The organism is Ramlibacter sp., from assembly GCF_035706265.1.
Classification (GTDB): Bacteria; Pseudomonadota; Gammaproteobacteria; order Burkholderiales; family Burkholderiaceae_C; genus Ramlibacter.
The window spans coordinates 1-3930 of the sequence record NZ_DASSVG010000277.1 but is presented as its reverse complement, the minus strand read 5'-3'; the positions used below and the strand labels follow the sequence as shown (position 1 = coordinate 3930).

3 protein-coding genes are annotated in these 3930 nt (G+C 70.7%); all 3 read right to left on the bottom strand.

Features of this window, described 5'->3' with window-relative positions; translation table 11 throughout:
• Positions 1-262: 262 nt before the first annotated feature.
• Positions 263-1690, bottom strand: a complete 1428-nt coding sequence (locus VFM98_RS10220) for a sigma-54 dependent transcriptional regulator (RefSeq protein WP_325109820.1) — start codon at positions 1688-1690, stop codon at positions 263-265.
• A 4-nt stretch (positions 1691-1694) separates the two neighbouring features.
• Positions 1695-3068: a sensor histidine kinase gene (locus tag VFM98_RS10215; RefSeq protein WP_325109819.1), complete on the bottom strand. Its 1374-nt coding sequence runs from the start codon at positions 3066-3068 to the stop codon at positions 1695-1697.
• Positions 3069-3224: 156 nt separating this feature from the next.
• A partial coding sequence (locus VFM98_RS10210) for a pyridoxal-phosphate dependent enzyme (protein WP_325109818.1) occupies positions 3225-3930 on the bottom strand: 706 nt, incomplete at its 5' end.

Below are 3930 nucleotides of genomic sequence, written 5' to 3'. Positions count from 1 at the left end.
CACGAAACCAGCGGCATGCCACGGACGGATGGCGCAGGAGGTCCTGACCGACCAGCCCCTTGGTCGCCCTCTGCGGGGCGACTCGGGCTTCTGCGCACGCATCCATTCATTGCAGGTCGCGTGCCAGGGCCGAAGCGCGGCCTCCAGGGCCGCGGAAGCCCGGTTTTCGTGCCAGATCGCACGCCCTCGAAGGCAAGCTGGGTGTCCACACCCAGAACCCACTGCGCGCTGGCGCGCACCCAGGCACTTTGGTGTCTTGCGGTCAGCGCTCGTGGCGCTGCAGGCCGTGCTTGGCCATGCGGTAGCGCAGCGTGTCGCGCGTGACCTGCAGCGCGCGCGCGGCCAGGCTCACGTTCCAGCCGTGCGTTTCCAGCGCCTGCAGCAGGTGCTCGCGCTCCACCGAGTCGAGCGGCACCACCACGGGCGACCGGGTGGCGATCGGCTGCGGCGGCCCGTCGTGGTGGTGCGGCGCCGGCGCGGAGGCGGTCACGGGCATCAGCGCGTCGGGCGCCGACAGGCCGAGGTCCTCCGGCAGCAGCACGGGGCCACGTTGCATCAGCACGGCGCGCTCCAGGCAGTTGCGCAGCTCGCGCACGTTGCCGGGCCACGGGTACCTGCGCAGCGCCGCGGCGGTGGCCGGCTCCAGCTTCAGCGCGGGGCGGCCGTAGCGCGCGCCCAGGCGCTGCAGGAATTCCTGCGCCAGCAGCAGCACGTCGTCGCCGCGATCGCGCAGCGGCGCGATGCGGACCTGGAACACGCTCAGGCGGTACACCAGGTCGCTGCGGAAGCGGCCGGCTTTCGCTTCGGCGGCGAGGTCGCGGTTGGTCGCGGCAACGATGCGCACGTTGATCTTGCGATCGTGCACCGAGCCGATCGGCCGCACCTTGTAGTTCTCCAGCACGCGCAGCAGCTTGGCCTGCAGCGTCAGCTCCAGCTCGCCGATCTCGTCGAGGAACAGCGTGCCGCCGTCGGCGGCCTCGATCAGGCCCACCTTGCGCGCACGCGCATCGGTGAAGGCGCCCTTCTCGTGGCCGAACAGCTCGTCTTCCATCAGGTTGGCCGGCAGCGCGGCGCAGTTCACCTCGATGAAGGGGCCACCCGCGCGCGGGCTGGCCAGGTGGCAGGCGCGCGCCACCAGCTCCTTGCCGGTGCCCGTCTCGCCCTGCACCAGCACCGGCGGGGCGGGCGAATTGTCCGAGGGCTCCGAGGCCGCCACGGCCTGGATCATCTCGCGCAGCTGGCGCATCGCGGCGCATTCGCCGATCAGCGCGTGCACGCTGGCGTGCTGGTTCTCGCGCTGCTGGTAGTAGCGCAGCATGGTGCGGCCGGCGCGCTCGCGCACGGCGCGCTGCACCACCTCGTCGAGGGAAGCGAGCGACAGCGGCTTGGTGAGCAGGTCCATCGAGCCGGCCTTCATCGCCTCCACGGCGAGATTGATGGTGCCGTGGCCGGTGATCATCACGATGCGGATCTCGTCGTCCATGCGGCGCAGCTCGCGGATCACCTCCAGGCCGTCGAGGCCCGGCAGCTGGAAGTCGACGATCACCACGTCGGGCCGCAGCTCGCGGCCGGCCTCCACGCCGGCCCTTCCATCGTGGACCACGGCCACCGTGTGGCCCTGGCGTTCGAAATAGCGTGCGATGTTCTTGGCGAGAACCAGTTCGTCCTCTATGACCAGCAGTTGTGCCATGACTTCAGCCGTTTCCTTCCACGAGCGGCAGCGTGATCACCACGCGCGTGCCCGTGCCGTTGCGCGAGAACAGGTCGATCGTCCCGTTCCACTGTGCCAGGGTCCGGCGCGCGAGCGCCAGCCCGATGCCCAGGCCGCCGCTCTTCGTGCTGAAGAACGGGCGGAACAGGGCCTGCCGCACCTCCTCGCTCACCCCCGACCCCGCGTCGTCCACCGTGAGGTGGAGCTGTCCTTCCTGCTCCTGCCAGCCTATCGCCATCGGGCCGCCGCGGGGCATGGCCTCGATCGCGTTCGCCAGCACGCTCAGCAGGATCTGCCGCAGCATGGCCGCATGGGCCAGCACCTCCGGCGCCTCGCCCTCCTGCAGCTGCCAGACGACGCGCTGGCGCGTCATCTCGGGCTGCAGCTCCTGCAGGCAGTCGCGCCACATCGGAGTGGTGGCCACGGGCGCGAGCGGCAGCTGGCTGGCGTGCGAGACGCGCACGAGCTCGGTGATCCAGCGGTTGGCGCGGTCCACCGACTGGATGATGTCCTCGCGATGCTCGGCCTGGTCCGCCAGGTGGGCGGCGTTGCCGTCCATCATCTCGGCGGCGGTGCGGATGGAGGCGAGCGGATTGCGCAGGTTGTGCGCCACGGCGCCCGCCAGCTCCACCGCGCTGGAGAGCGCCTGCGATTCCGACAGCTTCGCCTGCTGCTCGCGCATGATGCGGTCGGCCCGGCCAACCACGCCGTTGAGCGCCAGGAACAGCACCAGCGCCGAGCCGGCGCAAGCCACCCAGAGCTGCAGCACCGCCGCGCGGATGGCGGCGCTGAGCTGCACCGGCACCTTGTACAGCTCGATCACGCCGAGCACCTGGCTGGACAACTCGTCGGCCAGGATCGGGATGTAGCTCTCGACGTAGTAGTGCGTCTGCTGGGAGAGGCCCTGGTGTTCCAGCTTCTCGGTCTGGCTGCCCAGGGTTCCGCTGTGCACCACCAGGTCGCCGCGCAGGGCCTCCTGCAGCTCCTCGTTGTCGGCGTCGCGGCGGCCGATCAGGTTGTGGTCGGTGGACCAGACCACGGTGCCGTCCGGGCCGAAGGCGTTGGCGCGCACCGGCTCCGTCATCGACGACAGGTGTTCCATCGAATTGAGGAAGCGGTTGCGCAGCTCCCTGTCCTGCGGCTCGCGCAGGAAATCGGCCGAGCGGTCGGTCGACAGCAGGTTGCGGATGAACTCCATGCTCACCTCGCCCTCGCGCCGCAGCATGCGCTCGGTGAGCATGTCCGACAGCAGCCAGCCGAGGCCCAGCGCGATGCCGACGATCACGATCAGGCTCGTGATGGCAAAGCGCCGGCGCAGGCTGAAGCTGGCCGAAATCGGCACCGTAGCGGAAAGCACGTCCCCAGGCCCTCTGATGTATACCTTGGTGGGATTGTGCAGAAGGTCCCGGCCGTGCGCCAGTCGGGGAAGGACCCAGTGTCGCCCGGCGCGGCCGGCGCCGCGCCCGGAAGTCGCGCGGCGCGGGCCCCCGAACCCGGAACTTTGTCGCCCGGACTAGGCCGGGAGGTCCTTGCGCTCGCCCAGAACCTCCGGCTCGTAGGCGTGCAGGGAGGGCAGGCCGCCGGTGTGCAGGAACAACACGTTCTCGTCCGGCCGCAGCACGCCTTCGCGGGCCAGGCCGATCAGGCCCGCCATGATCTTGCCGGTGTAGACGGGGTCCAGCGGGATGCCCTCGGTGCGGGCCAGCAGCTGCACGGCCTCCACCATGCGCGCGTTGGGCACCGAGTACTTCGGCTGCCAGTAGCCGCCCACGCAGTGGACGTCGGCCGGCTGCACCTTCAGCGGCACCCCCAGCAGGTCCAGCACGGCCTGCGCCTCCTTCAGCACCAGCGGCTGCTGGTCCGCCGGGTCGCGGCTGACGCCGATGCCGGTGATGGGGATGCGGATGTTGTTGCCCAGGAAGCCGGCCACCAGGCCGCCGTGGGTGCCGGAGCTGCCGGAGCCGACCACCAGGCGGTCGATGCGCAGGCCCTGGTCGAACAGCTGCTGCTGCAGCTCCTGGGCGCAGGCGACGTAGCCCAGGCCGCCGATGGCGTTGGAGCCCCCGCCCGGGATGACGTAGGCCTTGCGCCCGAGGGCGGCGACCTCGTCGGCGACCTTCTGCATCGCGGCAGCCATGTTGCTGCCGCCGGGGACGACCGTGATCGCCTCGACACCGAGCAGCCGGAACATGAAGTTGTTGCCGCTCGCGTCGGGCCGG

What these genes read in the sequence shown, in the direction of transcription:
- VFM98_RS10220 (WP_325109820.1), bottom strand. Translation starts at nt 1,690, where the DNA reads ATGGCACAACTGCTGGTCATAGAGGACGAACTGGTTCTCGCCAAGAAC.